This window comes from Pseudomonas sp. PLMAX, assembly GCF_046042685.1.
Lineage (GTDB): Bacteria > Pseudomonadota > Gammaproteobacteria > Pseudomonadales > Pseudomonadaceae > Aquipseudomonas > Aquipseudomonas putida_AE.
In genome coordinates this window covers 789,296-806,574 of sequence record NZ_CP064950.1, presented here as the reverse complement: position 1 = coordinate 806,574, position 17,279 = coordinate 789,296, and the positions used below count along the sequence as shown (strand labels likewise).

The 17,279-nt window shown below is 54.4% G+C and carries 36 protein-coding genes; 7 read left to right on the top strand and 29 right to left on the bottom strand.

What is annotated here, in order from left to right; all coding sequences use genetic code 11:
- Position 1 precedes the first annotated feature (1 nt).
- A complete protein-coding gene (locus DKB71_RS37155; RefSeq protein ID WP_408601617.1) occupies positions 2-547 on the bottom strand; it encodes a hypothetical protein in 546 nt (181 codons plus the stop codon).
- A 24-nt stretch (positions 548-571) separates the two neighbouring features.
- Positions 572-733, bottom strand: coding sequence for a hypothetical protein (locus tag DKB71_RS37150; RefSeq protein WP_408601616.1), 162 nt, complete (start codon positions 731-733; stop codon positions 572-574).
- Positions 734-1,067: 334 nt separating this feature from the next.
- Between DKB71_RS37150 and DKB71_RS37145 the strand changes: the two genes are divergently transcribed.
- Positions 1,068-2,288 (top strand): GYF domain-containing protein, encoded by a 1,221-nt coding sequence (locus tag DKB71_RS37145; RefSeq protein ID WP_408601615.1) that lies wholly within the window; start codon positions 1,068-1,070, stop codon positions 2,286-2,288.
- A 33-nt stretch (positions 2,289-2,321) separates the two neighbouring features.
- Here the strand turns inward: DKB71_RS37145 and DKB71_RS37140 are convergent, their stop codons facing one another.
- The 3 genes from DKB71_RS37140 to DKB71_RS37130 all read right to left on the bottom strand — a co-directional run bounded on the left by DKB71_RS37140 (position 2,322) and on the right by DKB71_RS37130 (position 4,145).
- A complete protein-coding gene (locus DKB71_RS37140; protein ID WP_408601614.1) occupies positions 2,322-2,705 on the bottom strand; it encodes a hypothetical protein in 384 nt (127 codons plus the stop codon).
- 233 nt (positions 2,706-2,938) lie between these two features.
- Positions 2,939-3,274, bottom strand: a complete 336-nt coding sequence (locus tag DKB71_RS37135; protein WP_408601613.1) for a hypothetical protein — start codon at positions 3,272-3,274, stop codon at positions 2,939-2,941.
- Between the two features lie 70 nt (positions 3,275-3,344).
- Positions 3,345-4,145: a DsbC family protein gene (locus tag DKB71_RS37130; RefSeq protein ID WP_408602311.1), complete on the bottom strand. Its 801-nt coding sequence runs from the start codon at positions 4,143-4,145 to the stop codon at positions 3,345-3,347.
- A gap of 127 nt (positions 4,146-4,272) precedes the next feature.
- Here DKB71_RS37130 and DKB71_RS37125 point away from each other — a divergent pair, with 127 nt between their 5' ends.
- From DKB71_RS37125 to DKB71_RS37115, 3 genes are read left to right on the top strand one after another with little or no spacing between them, the layout of a single operon-like run.
- Positions 4,273-4,581: a hypothetical protein gene (locus tag DKB71_RS37125; RefSeq protein WP_408601612.1), complete on the top strand. Its 309-nt coding sequence runs from the start codon at positions 4,273-4,275 to the stop codon at positions 4,579-4,581.
- A gap of 24 nt (positions 4,582-4,605) precedes the next feature.
- Positions 4,606-4,833, top strand: a complete 228-nt coding sequence (locus DKB71_RS37120) for a DUF1778 domain-containing protein (protein ID WP_408601611.1) — start codon at positions 4,606-4,608, stop codon at positions 4,831-4,833.
- A gap of 10 nt (positions 4,834-4,843) precedes the next feature.
- Complete coding sequence (locus DKB71_RS37115; protein WP_408601610.1) at positions 4,844-5,218, top strand: hypothetical protein; 375 nt, start codon at positions 4,844-4,846, stop codon at positions 5,216-5,218.
- Positions 5,219-5,300: 82 nt separating this feature from the next.
- Here DKB71_RS37115 and DKB71_RS37110 read toward each other — a convergent pair whose 3' ends face one another.
- From DKB71_RS37110 to DKB71_RS37015, 20 genes are all read right to left on the bottom strand, one after another.
- On the bottom strand, positions 5,301-5,636 hold the full coding sequence (locus DKB71_RS37110) for a hypothetical protein (protein WP_408601609.1): 336 nt from the start codon (positions 5,634-5,636) through the stop codon (positions 5,301-5,303).
- Positions 5,633-5,917 (bottom strand): hypothetical protein, encoded by a 285-nt coding sequence (locus DKB71_RS37105; RefSeq protein WP_408601608.1) that lies wholly within the window; start codon positions 5,915-5,917, stop codon positions 5,633-5,635. Before DKB71_RS37105 ends, DKB71_RS37110 begins: the two co-directional genes overlap by 4 nt.
- Before the next feature lie 64 nt (positions 5,918-5,981).
- Complete coding sequence (locus tag DKB71_RS37100) at positions 5,982-7,046, bottom strand: hypothetical protein (protein ID WP_408601607.1); 1,065 nt, start codon at positions 7,044-7,046, stop codon at positions 5,982-5,984.
- Between the two features lie 84 nt (positions 7,047-7,130).
- Positions 7,131-7,430, bottom strand: coding sequence for a hypothetical protein (locus DKB71_RS37095; protein ID WP_408601606.1), 300 nt, complete (start codon positions 7,428-7,430; stop codon positions 7,131-7,133).
- Positions 7,427-7,735: a hypothetical protein gene (locus tag DKB71_RS37090; RefSeq protein ID WP_408601605.1), complete on the bottom strand. Its 309-nt coding sequence runs from the start codon at positions 7,733-7,735 to the stop codon at positions 7,427-7,429. The genes DKB71_RS37095 and DKB71_RS37090 overlap by 4 nt, the downstream gene beginning before the upstream one ends.
- A complete protein-coding gene (locus tag DKB71_RS37085; protein ID WP_408601604.1) occupies positions 7,732-8,259 on the bottom strand; it encodes a hypothetical protein in 528 nt (175 codons plus the stop codon). The genes DKB71_RS37090 and DKB71_RS37085 overlap by 4 nt, the downstream gene beginning before the upstream one ends.
- Before the next feature lie 73 nt (positions 8,260-8,332).
- Positions 8,333-8,647 (bottom strand): hypothetical protein, encoded by a 315-nt coding sequence (locus DKB71_RS37080; RefSeq protein ID WP_408601603.1) that lies wholly within the window; start codon positions 8,645-8,647, stop codon positions 8,333-8,335.
- On the bottom strand, positions 8,644-8,901 hold the full coding sequence (locus tag DKB71_RS37075; protein WP_408601602.1) for a hypothetical protein: 258 nt from the start codon (positions 8,899-8,901) through the stop codon (positions 8,644-8,646). The genes DKB71_RS37080 and DKB71_RS37075 overlap by 4 nt, the downstream gene beginning before the upstream one ends.
- 17 nt (positions 8,902-8,918) lie before the next feature.
- Positions 8,919-9,170, bottom strand: coding sequence for a hypothetical protein (locus DKB71_RS37070; protein WP_408601601.1), 252 nt, complete (start codon positions 9,168-9,170; stop codon positions 8,919-8,921).
- Between the two features lie 229 nt (positions 9,171-9,399).
- Positions 9,400-10,083 (bottom strand): hypothetical protein, encoded by a 684-nt coding sequence (locus DKB71_RS37065; RefSeq protein WP_408601600.1) that lies wholly within the window; start codon positions 10,081-10,083, stop codon positions 9,400-9,402.
- Positions 10,083-10,262: a hypothetical protein gene (locus DKB71_RS37060; RefSeq protein WP_408601599.1), complete on the bottom strand. Its 180-nt coding sequence runs from the start codon at positions 10,260-10,262 to the stop codon at positions 10,083-10,085. The genes DKB71_RS37065 and DKB71_RS37060 overlap by 1 nt, the downstream gene beginning before the upstream one ends.
- Positions 10,263-10,450: 188 nt before the next feature.
- A complete protein-coding gene (locus DKB71_RS37055) occupies positions 10,451-10,786 on the bottom strand; it encodes a hypothetical protein (RefSeq protein WP_408601598.1) in 336 nt (111 codons plus the stop codon).
- Positions 10,787-11,085: 299 nt separating this feature from the next.
- The gene (locus DKB71_RS37050; protein ID WP_408601597.1) at positions 11,086-11,256 is read right to left on the bottom strand and encodes a hypothetical protein; all 171 of its coding nucleotides are present in this window, start codon (positions 11,254-11,256) and stop codon (positions 11,086-11,088) included.
- 106 nt (positions 11,257-11,362) lie between these two features.
- Positions 11,363-11,632: a hypothetical protein gene (locus tag DKB71_RS37045; protein ID WP_408601596.1), complete on the bottom strand. Its 270-nt coding sequence runs from the start codon at positions 11,630-11,632 to the stop codon at positions 11,363-11,365.
- Positions 11,629-11,856 (bottom strand): hypothetical protein, encoded by a 228-nt coding sequence (locus DKB71_RS37040; protein WP_408601595.1) that lies wholly within the window; start codon positions 11,854-11,856, stop codon positions 11,629-11,631. The genes DKB71_RS37045 and DKB71_RS37040 overlap by 4 nt, the downstream gene beginning before the upstream one ends.
- A gap of 66 nt (positions 11,857-11,922) precedes the next feature.
- Complete coding sequence (locus DKB71_RS37035; RefSeq protein ID WP_408601594.1) at positions 11,923-12,387, bottom strand: hypothetical protein; 465 nt, start codon at positions 12,385-12,387, stop codon at positions 11,923-11,925.
- Between the two features lie 119 nt (positions 12,388-12,506).
- The gene (locus DKB71_RS37030; protein WP_408601593.1) at positions 12,507-12,890 is read right to left on the bottom strand and encodes a hypothetical protein; all 384 of its coding nucleotides are present in this window, start codon (positions 12,888-12,890) and stop codon (positions 12,507-12,509) included.
- Positions 12,890-13,270 (bottom strand): hypothetical protein, encoded by a 381-nt coding sequence (locus tag DKB71_RS37025; RefSeq protein WP_408601592.1) that lies wholly within the window; start codon positions 13,268-13,270, stop codon positions 12,890-12,892. The genes DKB71_RS37030 and DKB71_RS37025 overlap by 1 nt, the downstream gene beginning before the upstream one ends.
- Positions 13,230-13,634, bottom strand: a complete 405-nt coding sequence (locus DKB71_RS37020) for a hypothetical protein (protein ID WP_408601591.1) — start codon at positions 13,632-13,634, stop codon at positions 13,230-13,232. The genes DKB71_RS37025 and DKB71_RS37020 overlap by 41 nt, the downstream gene beginning before the upstream one ends.
- Positions 13,635-13,666: 32 nt before the next feature.
- On the bottom strand, positions 13,667-14,011 hold the full coding sequence (locus tag DKB71_RS37015) for a hypothetical protein (protein WP_408601590.1): 345 nt from the start codon (positions 14,009-14,011) through the stop codon (positions 13,667-13,669).
- Positions 14,012-14,166: 155 nt separating this feature from the next.
- Between DKB71_RS37015 and minC the strand changes: the two genes are divergently transcribed.
- The 3 genes from minC (at position 14,167) to minE (ending at position 16,179) form a co-directional block, all read left to right on the top strand.
- Complete coding sequence (minC, locus tag DKB71_RS37010; protein WP_408601588.1) at positions 14,167-14,904, top strand: septum site-determining protein MinC; 738 nt, start codon at positions 14,167-14,169, stop codon at positions 14,902-14,904.
- A 201-nt stretch (positions 14,905-15,105) separates the two neighbouring features.
- Positions 15,106-15,918, top strand: coding sequence for a septum site-determining protein MinD (minD, locus tag DKB71_RS37005; RefSeq protein ID WP_408601587.1), 813 nt, complete (start codon positions 15,106-15,108; stop codon positions 15,916-15,918).
- Between the two features lie 3 nt (positions 15,919-15,921).
- Positions 15,922-16,179, top strand: coding sequence for a cell division topological specificity factor MinE (minE, locus tag DKB71_RS37000; RefSeq protein WP_408601586.1), 258 nt, complete (start codon positions 15,922-15,924; stop codon positions 16,177-16,179).
- A 48-nt stretch (positions 16,180-16,227) separates the two neighbouring features.
- Here the strand turns inward: minE and DKB71_RS36995 are convergent, their stop codons facing one another.
- The 4 genes from DKB71_RS36995 to DKB71_RS36980 are packed head-to-tail and all read right to left on the bottom strand — an operon-like array spanning position 16,228 to position 17,225.
- The gene (locus DKB71_RS36995) at positions 16,228-16,431 is read right to left on the bottom strand and encodes a hypothetical protein (protein ID WP_408601585.1); all 204 of its coding nucleotides are present in this window, start codon (positions 16,429-16,431) and stop codon (positions 16,228-16,230) included.
- Complete coding sequence (locus DKB71_RS36990; RefSeq protein WP_408601584.1) at positions 16,428-16,655, bottom strand: hypothetical protein; 228 nt, start codon at positions 16,653-16,655, stop codon at positions 16,428-16,430. Before DKB71_RS36990 ends, DKB71_RS36995 begins: the two co-directional genes overlap by 4 nt.
- Positions 16,655-16,873 (bottom strand): hypothetical protein, encoded by a 219-nt coding sequence (locus DKB71_RS36985; RefSeq protein WP_408601583.1) that lies wholly within the window; start codon positions 16,871-16,873, stop codon positions 16,655-16,657. The genes DKB71_RS36990 and DKB71_RS36985 overlap by 1 nt, the downstream gene beginning before the upstream one ends.
- A gap of 46 nt (positions 16,874-16,919) precedes the next feature.
- A complete protein-coding gene (locus DKB71_RS36980; protein ID WP_408601582.1) occupies positions 16,920-17,225 on the bottom strand; it encodes a hypothetical protein in 306 nt (101 codons plus the stop codon).
- Positions 17,226-17,279 lie beyond the last annotated feature (54 nt).

Genomic DNA, 17,279 nt, shown 5'->3' with positions numbered 1-17,279 from the left:
TTCAGGCAGCGTTGTAGACGGTTGGAGTAAGGTTCAGATGCTGACGCAGAGCACTCTGGACAACTTTGATCAGCTCCATGAAATGCAGATACCGATCAGTCGGCTTCTGCTTGCAGAACTGGGGCCAGTCTGGGCCGAAGACCTCTGTCATCAGCTCGTGCTCAGCCATAGGATCGTGCATACCGGCGCTGACGGCGACTTGCAGGCGCATCCGTGTCGCATGATCGATCTCACGCTGAGCCTTACGTTCCTTGAGTACCTCTACCGCATACTTGCGGGTGCCCTTCAGGTCGTACTCACCATAGGGTGGCGCACCCAGGTTACCCGACAGGTAGGACGCACTCTCGTTCACGAAAAACTGGGCGATGCTGTTGCAGCCCATGCTTCCCCAGTACCCGTTCCAGGTCTCACCGTCGTGGGTGATCGAGATCCTGCCCGCGTTCGCTTCAACATCCTCCAGCATCAGCGTTATCGGGAGAAAGCCTTGCTTGTCCGTCCGGGCGCCGCTGACGATGATCTGGGTGACCACCTTGGTTTGTATGAGCATCTTGACCATCCTGGCATAGGGGTTTTAGTACGAGTCGCGACCCGGCACGTTCGATTCAACAATGGCCTGCTCGCGCAAAGCCCTCAGGATTTGCAGGGCACCTGCATTGAGCACAGCACTCTGGGCTCGAAGCGCTTCAATGGCCAGCTCAAGGCCGGCCAAGTGTTTGGACTGTGGCGTTTGCATGGTTGATTCCGTGTATCAGGTATAGAAACAGTATACCCGACAAACAATTATCGTCAATTGACAGCTTATCAATGGCCCTAGTCACACACCACAAACGCAGCCAGCCTCGAATCATTCGGGGAGTCGCCTCTTCGCGAAGCGCCTGCTTTTGGATGCAAATCTCGGCTCCCTTCGAGACCGTTTTGGATGCGAACCGCACCATCTTGTCAAATGACAAAACAGAAATTTTATGCTGAAATCCACGTTGCTATTTTTGATTAATTTACACATCGCTCAAAAATATGATCTTAAGACCCTGTCACGCACAACTATCGAATAATACAAAGGAATAACAATGAGCGCATGGTGGTATGTAACAAAGGACAAGAAAAAAGGCCCCGTTGAAGTCAGTGAACTTAAAAAGCTGATCCAGGCAGGGACTATTGGAGTTAAAACCATGGTGTGGCGCGAGGGAATGGATGCCTGGCAACACATAGATGAAGTAGATGAGTTGCGCTCATTGTTGGCAGTGATACCACCACCGTTTCCGTCAAAACAAGCAGTCAACGACTTAGATTACCCAATGACAAATCGTTGGGCTCGATTTTTTGCACGTATATTCGATGTGTGGTGGGAAACACTTCTAGTCGTAATGGTCTCGGCTTTCTTTTTAAGTCGTTACTCAGCTCCGTTTGTAGGGTGGATAAATTCTACTGGTGCCAGCCAGATGTACGGAATCATCTGCATGCCGTTCGCGCTCATTTTAGACGCAATTCTGTATCGGGTGCTTGGCAATACACCCGGCAAAGCCCTGCTCGGAATTAAAGTAAGAACAGTAGACGGGAAACGCCTAGGCTTCATGGACTATTTTGTTCGAAATTTATTCGTTTGGGTCAAAGGGTTTGCATTAGGGCTGCCGCTTATAAACCTCGTTACAATGTCAGTACAATCATCAAGACTTGGTAAGGGGCAGGAAGCAAGTTACGACGAAGCATCGGGCTACACTGTTCGATCAAAGTCGCCAAACTGGATACGAAAAATCGCTTTCGGATTAGCGTTCATTTGCCTCTTCGGGTTTATGGCTGCGCTCAATCAAGTTGAGAAAAATGCTGAACGCGAGAAGCGGCTAATCTCTGCTCAGAAAGACTATTCCTGGGAGAATCCAAAAACCCTTAGAAGCATTAAGATTGATTCCAGGTGGAAACTGACCACGCAGCCAGGGAAAAGTGGTGTTTCGACTTATGTGTTCACCGAGGCTGTTGGTTATGCTGTGGTGGTTCTGGCCATGGAAGAATTCCCAGGCTACTCATTGAGTGAATATGCGCAGGCCTTCCAGAAAGGAACCGCCGCAAATATGAGCTTCTCGGACGGTGGACGCATTTTTGAAAGAGACGGACGCCAATTCTGGGAAGCCTCGGGCACTATGATCTCTAGCGAGAATGCCCGTGTGAATGTCCAAGTCTCTCAGTTTGGCGCCGCATTTTGGAGAGTTGCAGCAGTCCAGTCGATACCCTATGACTACTCCAACGCTATGGTCGATAAACTCAAAGCCTCCCTCTGGAGCACGTTGAAGTAGCGGTACCTTCCGTAACAGACACGCGGAGCAGGCTCACTCCGCGTGTTCGATGGTCAACCGTCTGTAGCGCTTAAAGACGTGCTCTCCACGCCTGGTAAGCGACACCAGGAGCTCCTCGTTGGATTCGTCCATACCCATGATCACCCAGTTGAAGTACATCAGCGAGCACAGTTCATGGGTCTCAGCGTCGGACAAATTGAATTTCGCGAAGTCTTTTTGGAGGATGTGGTTCTCTTTGGCGTAGAGGGGATGAGTATCCAGGTAGTTGTGCTTGTATCCCCAGTTACCACCAGGCTTCGAATACCTAGCCTTGTCGCCATGCCCGCGCTTAAGCCACCCATCTTCGAGTGAGAAGTCATCAATGCTGGCGCCATCCATCACCGAATTAACGATTCTTTGCCTTTGCGACTCACTCATCTCGGAATACTTCTTGTCAACATCAAGAGTTACTCTGATTCGTTTAACCTTCTCTCTCTTATAAGAGATCTCGCACCAGATGAAGCAACTCCAAAGAATACGACTATGCCCTCAATAACCATTGGATGCATTATTAACAGGTAAGCGAACCCGTAAACAAAAATCGCTCCAATGATCAGAAATTCGATACTCATCGCTTACTCCAAAATTATGTATTCGAGATGCCCGACAGCCTATAAATGGATGCTTTCCCAGCTTCCATCAGGCATTGAGTATTTGGCTGTAGGGCCGTCGCCCATCTTCAACCATCCATCCTCAATCGAGAAGTCATCGATGCTGGCGCCTTCAATAACAGCATCGATAATTCGCCTCCTGTATGTATCGCCCATCTGTGAATACTTTTGATTAACCTTGCGAGTTACACGAAGGCGTCGGAATTGCATGTTAGACCCGAAAGTTCCCGCCAAAACCAGCACTATGAGCATTCCAGCCTTTTCAAGTGAGTCAATCGGATAAATCAATAACGGGGTCAGAATGACTGATAGGATAAATTTATTTCGGGTACGCATGCCGGACACTCAATTCTTATTGTTATGTGCAGCGAACTGCAGGCCCTGGAGAGCCTGCAGATCTGTCGACTTACTTAGCTTGTGCGTCGAGCGCCATCTTGATCAGTCGCTCAGGTGGCGCGTAACCGCCAACCCTTTCACCGTTTTCCAGGAAGATTGTCGGCGTACCTCGGATACCCATCTTCCCGGCGAGGTGGTACTGGTCGGCAACAGGGTTCTCGCAGGTGTCGGTTGCAGTCAAATCAGAGGACTTGGCGATGTCCAGCGCTTGGCGGCGATCTTTGGAGCACCAGACCTGCTCCATCTTCTTGTAGGTCTCGGTATTGAGCCCCATGCGCGGGTAGGCCAGGTAGCGGATTTCGATGCCTGCTGCGTTCAGCTTCGGCACGTCTTTGTGCAGTACCTGGCAGTAAGGGCAGTCCACGTCAGTGAACACCGTGATGACGGTTTTCTTCTTCTCAGCCGGGTAGATGATCATGTCGCTTTCTTTCACGCTGGCCAGCTTTTCCAGCGAAACTTTCTTCTGGGCCAGCTCTGTTAGGTTCTCAGCTTTTCCACCGACGCCCCACCACAGCTGACCGGCCACGATGAAGTTTCCGTCCTTGGTTGCGTAGACCTCGCTCCCATCCTCCAGCTTCAGCGTATACAGATCAGGTGATGGTGAGTTGATAATGCTGACGATCTTGATCTGGGTCTGGATGGCCTCCATGGTCTTGATGATCTTGTCGGCATTGGGGAGCTGGCTCACCTGGGCTGCTGGCGCCAACGGAGTCGCCGGGCCGGAACTTGTCGCAGCAGCCATAGCGTTACCAGTGAACAGCATGCCGATAGAGCAAGCCAAGAGACCTTTGCGGAAAAAAGAACGGGACATAAACACTCCAGCATCGAGGTTGGAACCAAATGAGCAATTGACGCTCTATGTTGGCACTGATGAACGGTATATATTGACACCCAGATTTGTAAAAAACTAACGCTTTCGGTGATCCATGCGCCCGCTTGTGAAGTCTGTTCTGTTCGGTTCTCTGGTATTCCTGGCTGCCTGCTCTAAAGGCCCCACCATCGATGCCACAACGGATGAAGCGCTCAATACCTCGCTCAACTCGCTCTACCAAACGCTGACCCCGAATGAGGGCGAGAAGCTTCGTCAGGACATGGCCTGGCTGAACAGCTACTTCCAGCGCCGGATCTACAAGGGTCAGAAGGTCGAGGACGCTCAGAAGGAGTACATCCAGATGCTCAATGGAAAAACTCCGGACGAGGTCGGCGATCAGGTCGACGCCCTGCGCCCTTACGACCAGCGACCGTAAAACCAGCCTCTTCGAGAAGTACCGATGCCCCCTGAAAACACGCAAGTCCCGATCAACATGCGCGTCCATCCGGACAAAGTTCGCCTGATCGACATCGCCGCCGACCTTGAAGGCGTGAACCGTACGCAATTCATCACGGGGGCGGCCACAAAGCGGGCCGAGGAAGTCCTTCTGCACGGCCCTGACGAAGAAACACGGCTGAAGCGTGCCAAGGCCTTTGAGGATGCCCTGGATTCGTATTCCCCGTGCTGATGGATGCTGTATGAGCAGCGGTGATCCTGCTGTTTCGAGCGCCATCGACCCTGCACCAATCGGGGAGCTCATAATCAAAGGTGTGACTCAGGGGCCCCTGAGAAGGTATGGCCCTGAAGGTCATCCAGGTCAGGAAGAATTCGAGCAGGTGATGAAGACGCTTCGACGTGCCGACCCTGATGATTGCGAGCCCGCAACCCCTTCCCCAACATACCCGCTGAAACCATTTACAGGGCCAATCGAAATTGCGCCTGCTGGGGAGTACCCGGAAGGCCCAGCATTCACTTTTGAGGGGGACATTGTGTTTGCAGATATCCCGTCAAAGCCCCGTGCTGACGAGCAATGGCCTGGACTTATCGAGATCAAACCCAAGGAGGTATCATGAAAATTGAAGAAGAATACAACTGGGGCTGATGCTCAGAACTAAAAATGGCGCCGGGTAGGCGCCATTTTCATTTTGACGGTGGTTACGCAGGCAGAAAGCCGGCCACCATCGGAACGTATCGCCGCACAACTGCCTGATGCTTGTCACCAGACGACCCAGCGAAATGCTCCAGGAGCATCATCCAGGCACGGTACAGGTGGTCTTTCGGCTCCCACTCGTCCGCGATCTCAGCACGGGCAGCCTCAACCTCCCCCACTGCACCGAGGTACGCATCCGTTTGCCGGCAGGCTTCAGCCAGCTCGGTCAGTTGATCGCGACAGCCGATCAGGGCCGTCGTCACGTCGGAGGGCATTCCCTCGCCGGATATCTCTTCCAGGATCAGAACGAATCCTTCGTCGATGTCAAAATGGTGTGTCACATGCCCCTCGGCTGTTCCGGTTCATTGGGTTTTGTCGCAGCTGCAGCTTCTAAGGCCGCGAGCGTGACCAGTAGCTCTATCATCTGGAACGAATCATCATGCCTGGCGTCCTCAGGCAGCGTCTGGCTGTGCATTTCAGCGAGGACAGCAAACGCACTGTCTTTTGGCAGTAAGCCTCTCTTGCGCCAATGCAGGATCTCTCCGCAGAGCTTCGCAAGGTGTTTCTGGATGAAGGCGTCGATATCTGCCTTGAGTTGTTTCTGCTTTTCTTCGTTGCTCATGTTCCTGCCACCTTATCCAACATGGCGAAGGTGTTTAGCCTTCGCCCCGGTACTCGCAACCCAATCACGGTGACGGCGAGTCATCAATTTTGGGCGATTGTTTGAAGTCGCCATCTTGGAATGCAGTTTTGATGGCAGCTGCCAGCTCGGCGTCAGACACTGTTTCCAGGCTTCCCAGCAGGGCGGCATGGTCTGTTTTAAACCGACCCATGAAATGCCCCAGATCCTTGCCAGACAGTCCTGTGAGATCAGACACGATCTGACCATTGAACCGACCCTTCATGGCCTGCGTTTTCGCGAGTCGTTCCAGGCTGGCTTTGTGCAGCTTTTCGGTCTCAGGGAACGCAGCGAAGATATCTTTCAGGTAAACGGATTTGTCAGCGTTCCACTCGAAGGCATTGAGATTCGATTTTTGCTCAACCCACTGGAGGAATCCCATGTACACAGGACGCTTACGATCTCGCACCCTGGCGGTGTGGTTCCTGTTTTCCAGCTTGTAGATATCAGCATTGAAGCGGCTGCCTTCAACCACAAACGCGTAGATCTGATCCAGCGAATCGAAACCTCGCGCCCAGGCCTCGGAGTCGAAGCCCAAAAAGCCGATTGCCTCCTCAAAGTCATGGGTGATCAGGATCTCATCAAACAGATTTGTCCCATCGCGCATTGGCAGCCAGAGACCATCATGACCAAGCTTAACACCCAGCTTGTGAGCTACACGGCCAACCAGGTTACCCAGGTCGTTCCACGCAAAATATCCTGCAGAGAAGTCGAACGATACAGCTGGAGTGCTGATGAGGTCAGCTTGAAGGCACCCGCCCTCTTCCAACGGCAGACCGATGCTCAATACCGGGCCGTTCTTGATCCACGGGATTTCCGCATCGTAAAAACCTTGAAGTGCCGCAACGATCTTCTCGGACGGCAAGACCTTGAACAGCGTATTTTCGACAAGGACATCGAGATCACCAAAGTCTGGTTTATCCCGATAGGCACGGATCGGTTCGCATCGAGCAGTGATGCCGTGCGCCGCCGACAACAGGGCAAGATTGCTTTGCAGGCCTTGAAGCATCGACCCCGCCACTTCTTTCGATACTCTCTTGGCGCCATACGGAGCCAGTGCATTTCCGCCCATTTGCTACCTCTTCCCTTTAATCTGTGAAGGCGGAAGACCCGCACTTTTCACTTTACCAGCACTAACAACGACGTTGGTATGATGCTATCGAAAAAGCGAAGGACTGTAGTCCTCGCCGTAAACTTCTTTACGCGCCTCTTCCATGGATTCACGCTGAATCTCGGGGGTACACGCCTTTTTGATACACCAATCGGGCCCAAAGCGTTCGACCAGCCGGCGCTCATGAGCAGCCATAACCTGGTTATCACGGTCGAAGACCTTCCTGTAGGCCTCGTATTCGCCTTCGATACGCGGATCCAGAGTGTAGAACTGCTTACGCACGGACTCGGAGGCTTCGTGCTCAGCCAGGACGTAACCAATGCTGTCGCAATCTTGCGCGTTCATCGGGCGCCCTCCTCGCTGAACAAGCTGGGATCATAGCTCTCGCCGTAGATCAGCTTGCGACTCACCTCAAGCCCGGCAGCCTTCTCAGCTTCAGTCGCTGTCGACTCCCAGTCAGGCCCATGCTGATCGCGCATCTGGCGGTGGTAGTGTGCATTAACCTTACGCAGGTCGCCCACCACCTCCCTCATTTCGAGGTAGTGCTCCTCGATCCGATCATCGATCTTGAACATCCCCTGGCAGAAGTCATCGTCGGCAACGTTGACCGCGAGGATCTGCGCAATGGCTTTGGCTTCTTTGCCGTTCACTGGAGCACCACACCCGCGTCTCGAATAATGCCCAGGCCTTCTTCGCTGTCGATGGAGACCGGGCCTTCGCTGTAAAGGGCGCCGAGCATCGTGCGGGTTTCAGGGTTCATGTGAGCCGAGTAGATCCGGAAGGACACTTCACGGTCATCCGAAATGGTCAGCACAACAATGCTGAGCTCAGTGACGTCCAGGTCGCCGGCCACGTGCTCGTTCAGATAAGGCATTTCACCAACGACAGTACGCTTCACGAACGCGCAGCCTGTGGCCAGGTCGGATGGAGCTCCCTCAACAAAGCCGGCCTTGACCAGCATTTCGTTGGTAACCGTCTTGACCGGCTCAGCAGCACGCGCAGGGCCTACAAGGATGGTGTTGCCAGCCTTGTAAAAGGCGACAGCCTCCCCTGCGTTTTCGCGAGCCATTGCATCGCTCAGTGCAAGAGCTGCCGCAGATTGCGCTCCCATGATGTGCGCGGTTGCTTGAAGCGCTTCACGAGATACTTCGACAGCATTGGGTGGTAGGTTCATCGCTCAGCATCCTTGTTCATATGCATCCGAGTGTATGCCTCTAGGGCTTTATTTGCAACCCCAAAGGCACAAATTACCGGGCCAGCTGCGCACAACGCATGGCGAACTTGTTGAAGTAATCGACGTGGCCGCAGGCGGTTCGCTCGATGTTGAGCACATCCTGGACGCCGACCTTGGCGTTACCCGCTTCGCCGATCTTTGTAGCCAAAGCTTCGCACATGCGCACCACATACACCGGCACCCGGTACACAGGGTCTTGAGCCATATTGCCCGGCTGGCCACGCTTGGACAACGCCGATTCGATCACGCTGGCGTAGGGTTCGTACTGACGATCTACCGCAGCCGGCTGGCGCCGAAACAGCGACTTCAATCTTGCGAGCATGCTCATGCTGGATTCCTTTCGCTTTGGGTCTGTTCGAGGTCAGGGTCGTGCCGGTCAACAAGATCACCAAGCACAACGATATGCCGGGTGTTCAAAGAGATTTCCAAGTTCTGGAGGCTTGCCGAGGGCCTGGAGTTACAGTTCCCAGGGATCTCGTGCTCCTCCGTCCAGAAGGTGCTGTAATTTGCCCGCACGAAGAAGCGCTCCCCGATACTGATCCGGGTGCCGGCTGGGTAGTCTTTAAGTTCGGTGTACGGCATGTTCGATTCCTTATCAGTTATTTCCAGCTTACTGCCAGTGCTGGGAACAGTGGAGACATCGCATCGATGGCTGCCACCAGAGCCTCTTCGGATACCCTCTTACCCGCGTATTGCTTTGCGAGCGCCAGCACGGATTCAACCTGAGCCTCGCCGCCGATGTCAGCTTCTTCATCACCAGCAGGAAGCCCGCCACAGGAAATAACTTCCTCTATCGCGAGAGTAGCCATTTTCAGGGCTGCGAGTGCGGTTGCTGGGGATTGGTTGCTCATCTTTCCGTCCTGGGGTTGTTGATCGCTAAGCATAACGGTTATTTGGCCCGTCGAGGATCTGAGATGGGCTCAGGCTCTGGGCCGACGTACACGTAAGCCTTTTCCTCATAGTCGTAGAGGTAGCCGCACCTGTAGGCGGCTTCCCTCACGCGGGAGACCCGATCCGCCATCGAGGGGGTGGGCTTGTTGATTTCTTTACGGCACTCCGCCCTCACCCAGTCAGGGAGGTTCACGACTTGGAACCCGTTTCGCTGATGGTCTTGCGCGGATCGGTGACTGGCTCAGGCTCGGGGCCGACGTACATAAAGCCGTTTGTGGCGAAGTCGTAGCGGTATCCGAACTCTTTGGCCTGATTTTTAACGAATGCCACCCTGCCCTCATTCGGCCAGCCATGCTTGCGGATTTCGTCCCGGCATTCCTGCCTCAGCCAATCCGGTAGGTGCATGAGGCTCGAATATGGCGAGGAGCATCTGGACAACGTCGAACGTGTTTCCGAGAAGAGAAAACCTGCCGAGAGCCCGTGGAGGAGTTCTTCGAGCTGCTCGGGAGCGTAACTCCGGAGATCGCGCATCAACGGGAGGATGATCTTATCCCGCGCCTCTGTGAGTGAAGCTATGAGCTGTTGGAGCTGCTTCGATTGCTCAACCCTGGTGGAGTCATCCATCTCGCCGCCGCGCACGATACGCGCAGGCAGGGACATCCAACCAACGATTTCGTCAGTCACGTCCCAGGCATTGCGACAGGTCGTCCGCCAGCCGTACAGATCCGGTTCATCATCGGTTTGGCAGTAGACGACAACGATCTGCTCGCCCTGCTTGGTCAGCCCCAGTACGTCAACTGAGCGCGGGTAGCCGGTATAGACTTCGACTAAGACTGGCGGCGTGGAGGCCGGCTCAAAAATTCCGAATGGCATCAGGCAGCCTCGACTTCATCAATCGACCAAACAGTCACGTCAGGATTCTCTTCCAGGAAACGAGCTTTGACTTCATCGTAGCCATCGCCGTCGCGCACGGCTTTGTCGCAGGTGTGGACTTCGCAATCCCAGTTGGCGCCTTCGCGGTGGTAAAGAATCTCGAATGACTTCGGTGTCATGACGCTCTCCAAGTGGTTCCTGCGGTCTGCAGGGAATGGAGAGATTGTATGCCTCTAGGGCTTTATACGCAAGTCAATTTTGCTCATCAGCGATGCTGGATTTGATATCGATGTATAGCGAAAGATAGCGAAATATAGCCATGTATAGGGGGTTATAGCTTGATGAGGCTATAACCGGTTATAAATCACTATATTTGCCTCCAGCGGGCCGAATTCAGGGCCCAAGACTTACATCGTGACGCGGGCGGGGTAAGACCCAGGTCAGCCGGCGAGCCAATGAACTGCTCCTGACTCTCGAAAACGCCTTCAACGATCCATTCCTTCGACTGGACGTTCATCACCGCTGACGAAATCTGGATTTCCATCTGCTGCGGTTCAGCAAAATGCTGCTGGCACAGATGTTCAATTGCCGCTTCAAATGACCCTGGCGCCGGATGGCTGTCCACCCAGTCGCGAAAGTCCTTTTCCATCTCGGCAATCTCCGATGGAGTCATCTGTGCGAGAGGCTTAGTTTTTGTGGCCATTAGGAAAGTCTCCCGATTGATTTAACACCGGCGAACTCTTCGATTTGGCCGGATATCGCTAACGCTCGCCGCGTGCCCTCCCCGGCGTCATGCTGCCATCTCTGTTTAAACCAGTCTGGGCTATCCATGAGACCTCGGTTCATCCCTTTCAGGTGAATCATCGCCCGCTTGATACGCCTTTTTTCCCAGGCGTTCATGGCCAGCCAAATGGCTAAGCAGCAGACTCCGGCAACAACCGACCAGAGAGAAATCCAAAAAAGCGTGTCCAACATCATCTCCTGTTGCTCTCGGCAAGAGGCTTAGTCTGCGTCTTCGTTCGAAGGCACCACTGGGTTGTTCCGATAATCCCGGCCCATCTCGAATTCTTCAAGGTAGACATCATCCAGCATCGAAGGCGTTGAATCGCACTCGCTGTGGTACACCAGTGCATTGCCCTGGATAACGCGCAGGAACTCCTCAAGGATGTCCATACGGTCTACGCCTGCATCCTTGCCTCTCCACAACCTGTACGTGCCTACACGGAGGTTGAGCATCAGTTCGGGACAGCTGATCGAATATACGCTTGCCATGATTCTCCTAGAGCTCCGGGCTCTGTGTTTCGGTTGTTCTGACAACGGGCGCCTGTTTTGCCATTTCAGCCTGGGCAGCCTCTACCGACGACATCACCCAGTTGCTAACCACATAGCAGGTGCCACGGGCAGTCTTCAGCCCATGGGCATAAGTGGCCCCGCCAGAGAAGAACGGCGTGAAAAGCTTCCACACCGTTGCGCCGGCCTTAACCGAGCGCACAGCGCGGGTGGCATCAATCGGTTTCCACTTGGTGGGATCGGAGGACACCGGGCTCAAGGGACAAGCCCCTGTTCCCACTTACGCGTGCGCTCCCCATTCTCATTGGTCTCGATCTTCGCGACCCACTCCTGGTACTCATCACCGAGCAGGATCTGGCACATCTGATCGAGCAACCAGGTTTTGTGGTGAAGACCATCGGTAAGGCCGTGCTCGAAAGCGAGTGCGAGCGCTGCATCCCTGCGTTGGATAGCGTCCATCTCGGTAACTGGATTGGTAGACATGGTCATCCTTAACGATAAGCAACAATTTAAATTGGTCGTACGAGAGGCTACAGCCCTTCCGGACAGCTACATCGAAGGGCCTGTCGGCTCACTCTGATTCTGCGTGCGATCCTTGTTGAAGCCCTTGAGGTGATCGGCGTACTGCTTGATAACCTCTGGGCCTCGCTTGTTGATTTTGGCCCAGGCCACAAAATCCTCAAGCTTGCGATACGCGAACTTGTAGGCAAAATCGCTGACCGTGTCCCTTAGATTCACGGTTTCCTTGAGGGTCTCTTTGAGGGTATCGGGCGTAAACTTAAATTCATTACTGAATGGCAACTTTTCAGCTGCTTTGTACACCGAATGCAGTTTCTCGATGGCCTCAGTTTCTTCTGGCTTGTTCCTCACCATGAAGTGATAGCAGTCAGACGCCATGTAGTAGGCACCAAGGAATGCAAAGGATTTAAGCCGGGTGTCCTGGTCTTTGCACTGCTCAATCGTCTGTTCGATATTGCCGATCCGCAACCTGGTAAAATCACTCATCTTCTTCATCCGGCCCATCCTTTTGAATTCCCTTTCAGGCAGCATAACCTAAGCATAGTAGCGCCAGCCATTCTGTGGGCGCGGGGCATTTGTGTGATGATTGTATGCTTCTAGGGCTTTACTTGCAACTACAGGTTGCTGACCTGAGTACAGTTTTTCTTGAGCGACTTGCCTGCCGCCGCCGTGGTGACAACCACAGTAAACGTTGGGCACTCAAACACGACAGGCCGGGCGCTCGGGTCAAGCTGGCTGACGAAGCTGCCCTTTCGCACCAGGTCGATTGCCTTTCCAGCCAGGTAGCCCGTATCTCCCTCAGGAACGACCTCAAGCGCTTTAACCTGGTCACTCTCAAGCAGCCAGTCGACATCAAGCTCCCAAGCTACATTCATCCCACTGTGGCGGGCGTCCTGCTTGATCAGCCCGAGAACCGTCTCTTTGGCCATCGCCGGCAGAGAGACCAGCGCCAGCATAGCAATCAGACCTGTGACAGATGCTTTCTTAACGTTGAACATCAATTGCCACCTTTGAGAATCGTCACCTGGGCCTTGCCGCCTTCGCATGCCTTGGCTATTTTCCCCATCGTGGCCGGCTCACCAGCGATTGCGATCTCCAAACCGCGTTTTGCCATCAACATCATGGTCTCTTCGCAGCGCTTTGCATCAGCAGCCACTACCTCGATGGACAATGGTTCGGTCTGAGCTGCTGCCTGAGTCTCCCAGGTGTCGACCTGCTCCCGAATTTTGGAGCCTTCCAAGCCTGTACTGTAGGCATGAGTCAGCATGTAGGCGCCGATACCTAACAACAGCGGGAGCGCCGGCTGTTTGAGCACAATGCTGAGAAAGCTGGGTTTTTTATACTCGACCGAGGTCGTTGGTTTGGATCTGTTGTTCAAAATGGCCTCCTGGGCTTAGTAATTGTTGGATCGCGGGCGTGGATTGCGCCGGGATCGAGACGACTTGGCTACAGGTATCGCAAACACCCACCAAAATCGCTTTGGCGATGCCCTTGCCGTCGCTGAAGGGGACATCCCGGCACATGAAAGTCGTTGCGACCACTGTTTCGCAGTGACCGCAGATGGCCCTGCTTTTGTCGCCTTCCTGATAGAGCTTCATTTCTGGCATTCCTTCTCGTAGCCCCAGGACAGAGGAATCGCGACACTGTTGGCGTTGCTGATAAAGCCCATGGAAGTGCGATACGGCACAAGCCAGAATGCTCCCAACGACCAGCACCATGATCGCAATCCAGGGCTCAATCATGAGCCACCAGGGCTTTTTTCGACATTGCCGCCTTAATCCTTGCGTGGGCCCGTTTCAGCTGGGTGGCCGGTGTCATCGCACCCATAGGTTTCGAAGATGGACATCGCTATTCTCAGCGCAAGAAGCTCCAGCAAACTGGAAAGAGGCTTGGTGGCGCACTCGCGTAACGAGAATCGGAACTTGGCCGGCAACAAAAGGCCAAGCAGAAAGGTGACGGTGCCGTACAAAATCCACAAGGCAAGGCTGAACACGAAGAAAACGTACCAAGGGGGCTCGCTGAAGATCGCGGCACCGATTGGAATCGTAAGCAACGCCAGTTCACCTGGCGGAACGATGTCGAATATCTTGTCCAGGATCTTTTTCGTTTTGGTCAGCATCTCGGATTTCTCAGGCGTGTAGATGTTCGTGGTTTTCCGCACAATCTGCCAAAATAGGTTCCTGGGAATCGAGCGTCAAGGATTCAGTCAATTTACGTCGAATGTTTGTCGTGTGATCATCCCCCTCCTCGCCGTTCAATGAAGTCGAACCGACCATGAGCCAAAACGAATCGCCAAACCACGATCCAGTGTTCCAGCTGAAGGGCAGCATGCTCGCCATTACGACACTGGAGCTGACTCGTAACGACCCTGAAGGCCTCGACGTGCAGCTGGCTGCCAAGGTTGCCCAGGCGCCGAATTTCTTCAGCAACGCGCCGCTGGTGCTGGCGCTGGACAAACTCCCGCCCACCGAAGGACTGGTAGATCTGCCGGGCCTGATCCGTTTGTGCCGCCGACATGGTCTGCGTACCCTGGCAATCCGCGCAAAACGTATCGAAGATATTGCCGCAGCCATCGCCATCGACCTGCCCGTGCTGCCACCGTCCGGCGCCCGCGAGCGTCCGGTTGAACCAGTAGAAGCTGTCGCCCCACAGAAACCTGAGGCGCCATCTGAGCCAACGATTAAGCCAACCAAGATCATCACCACCCCCGTGCGCGGTGGCCAGACCATCTATGCCGAAGGCTGCGACCTGGTGGTAATTGCCCCCGTGAGCCCCGGTGCGGAGCTTATGGCTGACGGCAACATCCATGTTTACGGGCCTATGCGTGGCCGGGCGCTTGCTGGCCACAAGGGGAACACCCAGGCTCGAGTTTTCTGTCAGCAGTTGACCGCCGAACTGATCTCCATCGCGGGTAAGTACAAGGTCGCCGAAGACCTGCGCCGCGATCCTTTGTGGGGCTCAAGCGTGCAGATCAGCTTGTCCGGAGAGATGTTGAACATCAACCGGCTTTAACGGATACTCACGCGACTTTCCAATCATCCTCAACGCGCACGAAAACAGACTAAACCTGTTCGGAAATCATCAATCAGTCAGTGTTTGCAGGAAGTAAAGCCTGACTTCAGAAGATCGCCCACCAAGGCTGTTCACCTGCATTCGTACAGAGCGATGTAATTTTGGGGCTGAAAAGCCCTATTCCTTAGGGGTTAAAACACGTTGGCCAAGATTCTCGTGGTTACTTCCGGCAAAGGTGGTGTTGGTAAAACCACTACCAGCGCCGCCATCGGTACCGGGCTCGCTCTGCGCGGCCACAAAACCGTCATCGTCGACTTCGACGTTGGCCTGCGCAACCTCGACCTGATCATGGGTTGTGAGCGCCGCGTGGTGTACGACTTCGTTAACGTGGTCAACGGCGAAGCGAACCTGCAACAAGCGCTGATCAAAGACAAGCGCCTGGACAACCTGTACGTGCTGGCGGCAAGCCAAACCCGTGACAAGGAAGCCCTGACCAAAGAAGGCGTCGAAAAAGTTCTGATGGAGCTTAAAGAGACCTTCGAGTTCGTGGTCTGCGACTCCCCTGCCGGCATCGAGACCGGTGCGCACCTGGCCATGTACTTCGCCGATGAAGCTGTTGTTGTTACCAACCCGGAAGTGTCCTCGGTTCGTGACTCCGACCGCATGCTCGGCCTACTGGCCAGCAAGTCCCGTCGCGCCGAACGTGGCGAAGACCCGATCAAAGAACACCTGCTGCTGACCCGCTACAACCCTGAGCGTGTCACCAAGGGCGAAATGCTCGGCGTCGAAGACGTCAAAGAGATCCTGTCGGTGGCTCTGCTTGGCGTGATCCCGGAATCCCAGGCCGTTCTGAAGGCTTCCAACCAGGGCGTTCCAGTGATCCTCGACGACCAGAGCAACGCCGGCCAGGCCTACAGCGATGCCGTTGACCGCCTGCTGGGTAAAACCGTGGAGCATCGGTTCCTTGATGTGCAGAAGAAAGGCTTCTTCGAGCGCCTATTCGGAGGGAACTGATCCATGAACCTTTTCGACTTCTTTCGCACCAACAAAAAGACCACTGCCACCGCGTCGGTAGCGAAAGAGCGTCTGCAGATCATTGTGGCGCACGAACGCGGTCAACGTGACAGCCCGGACTACCTGCCAGCCCTGCAAAAGGAACTGGTTGAGGTAATCCGCAAGTACGTCAACATCGACTCCGATCAAGTCCAGGTTGGGCTTGAGAACCAGGGTAGCTGCTCGATCCTGGAGTTGAACATCACCCTGCCGGATCGTTAAGGTCAGCAGGACGTAAAAGCCCCGGTAGCAGTCAGCTCCGGGGCTTTTTTATGCGTACAGATCGAGATTCTTGAGCGTGTCCGTCTCGGCGAAGTAGCCGTTGGGCAGCCTCTCCAGCCAGCCAAGCTGCACAAGCCGCTCCAGGCTGTCAGCGTTTGGCATTTGACGTGACTCGTCGTAGCAGCAGTCCAGGAAGCTCCTGGCAGCGGACTTGTCAGCCCCGGTCGAGGTGATTGTGGTGGCAGTCGTCATGCCTTGGCCTTTTTTGAGGTCTTGCGCACCAGCCGCTCCCCTACTTCGGTCGTCGAGTAAACGATGGCGAAGTCTGAATTCCAGTGGTTTGAGCAGTCGAAGTGGCCTTGGCCCTTTCTGCCACTGGCGTCCACCGGGCCTTCATACCAGAAGCCAATCACCCACTCCTCCGAGCCCTCCGGAAGAATCCAGTAATAGCCGGCCTCACGCACATTCTCAGCCATTATGCAGTCGCCTTTTCGCGCAGCGCCTGAGCGAGGTAGTCGCAGAAGCCGTTGTTCTTCTCGTCTGGCCAGCTGTCCGGAGTATCAGCGGGCAAGGCACCGCCATTGGATACGTACCAGTCGGCATACTCCCAGCCAGCCAGATAGCCTTCTGTACAGTCAGCCGGGGCTGGTTTGTGGATCTTGTGCTGAGGCAGGGTCTTGGCGTGGGTCGACATTTTTATTTCCGTATTGGTCGATGAGTGCAGGAATACTAGCTTAGGCTTAGTACGAGCGGAACCCGCTTGGATCACCCAAATAGGACATTTCGAGATTCCGGGCGTGGTCGGATCGCATGTTGCGCCAAACGATGACCCATTGCTCCAGCGTGTAATCGGAGAGTCTTGGTTTCAACACCATCGAGGTTGGCCAGCGAGCAGCACCGCCTTCTGCGAAATAGTGGTAGCCATTACCTCGCGCAAGGATCTCTTTGGCGCCGGCGTCGGCCAGGGCCTGGTTGACTGCTTTGAGGGTCAATCGACCAGTGAAAACTGGCTTTTGCTCGCTGGAGGAGGAACGCTTCGACGACATGAGGCAACACCGATCTGAATGTAGATTCGAGTGTATGCCTCTAGAGATTTATCG